Here is a 1,224-nt window from a genome sequence, read left to right as displayed (position 1 = left end):
ACGCTCTGATGTCCGTTTTCAACCCTCAAGACGCGCGCCATCATCCGCGTGGAAACGCAGATGGCGAATATGACCGCGTACAGGTGGAGGCGGGGCCTGAAGGACGTCGGTGATCAAGCTCTGATACGCGGTTTGGCTACCGCATTCCCGTGTATGCGTCCCGGGGCTGATCCGATCTTACAGCGGGCGTCGGCACTGCCGGCCACAAAGCGTGTGACGGATATTCCCCTGCCGTGGTCCCGCCCCCGCCTGTACGCGGGAGCTGTGGTGCCGTCAGGCTGGCTGCGCCTCCCGGGCGACGGCCCACATGAAGCCCGCCAGTTCACGAGCGACCGCGGCGCAGACGACGGTGGTCTTCTTGCCTTTGGCGACGAGTGCCCGATAGCGCGCCGTCAACCGGCTCTGCGCTTTCCAGGCAATCTCGCGAACCGCGGGCGTAGTTTGCTCGAGCCGGTACAGCTTGGCCTTTCCGACACGCGGCGGATGGCGATACGTCCAGGCGCTCTCGACAAGCATATGGCGAACCCGGCCGTTGCCGGCCTTGGTGATCCCGCCGCGCCGCACGGTGTCGCCGGATGACCGTTCGCTCGGCACCAGGCCGAGATAGCCCATCAGCTGGCGCGGATTGTCGAACCGGCGGATGTCGCCGATCTCGGTCGCGAACGTGACGGCGACGACGAGTTCGACGCCGCGCAGTGCCTGTAGCGCCCGCACGACCGGGGCCAACGACCAGTCAGCGAGGAACTCCTCGATCGCCGCCTCGATGCGTCCGATCCGTTCCTTCGCGACCCGCACCGCATCCACCAGTTCCTGCAAGGCGATCTGATGCGCGGGGTGGTCGAAGCACTGCTCCTGGAGCCAGCGGAAATGGCGGGCACCCCATGTCGTCTTGAGCGGAAAGATGCGGCCGTGCTTCAGCATGAATGCGCTGACCTGTTGCCGATGAATACGCTGCGCTTCGACTGCGGAGGCACGGGCGCGGACGAGATCACGCATCGCCTCATGACCTGCGTCAGGCACCCACACCGCCGTCAGCTCGCCGGCGCGCAGCAACCTCGCCAGCATCGTCGCATCACGCCGATCGGTCTTCACCCGGTCGCCTGCGCGTTTCGGGATCAGCGATGGTGCCACCACCATGCATGAGTGGCCCAGCTCAACGATCAGGCGATGCAATCCGTATCCTGTCGGCCCGGCTTCGTAGCAGCAATGCACCACGTCATATTT

General features: G+C 65.4%; 1 protein-coding gene. It reads right to left on the bottom strand.

Annotation, left to right across the window (positions count from 1 at the left end; all coding sequences use genetic code 11):
- Window positions 1-273: 273 nt before the first annotated feature.
- On the bottom strand, window positions 274-1,224 hold a 951-nt coding region (locus QLH51_RS19815), incomplete at its 5' end, for an IS110 family transposase (RefSeq protein ID WP_283514680.1).

Origin of the sequence: Sphingomonas sp. 2R-10 (genome assembly GCF_030062225.1) — a bacterium.
In the GTDB taxonomy this organism is placed as follows: Bacteria; Pseudomonadota; Alphaproteobacteria; order Sphingomonadales; family Sphingomonadaceae; genus Sphingomonas.
Note: the sequence above shows the minus strand (reverse complement) of the source record. Positions and strands in the feature narration are given on the sequence as shown.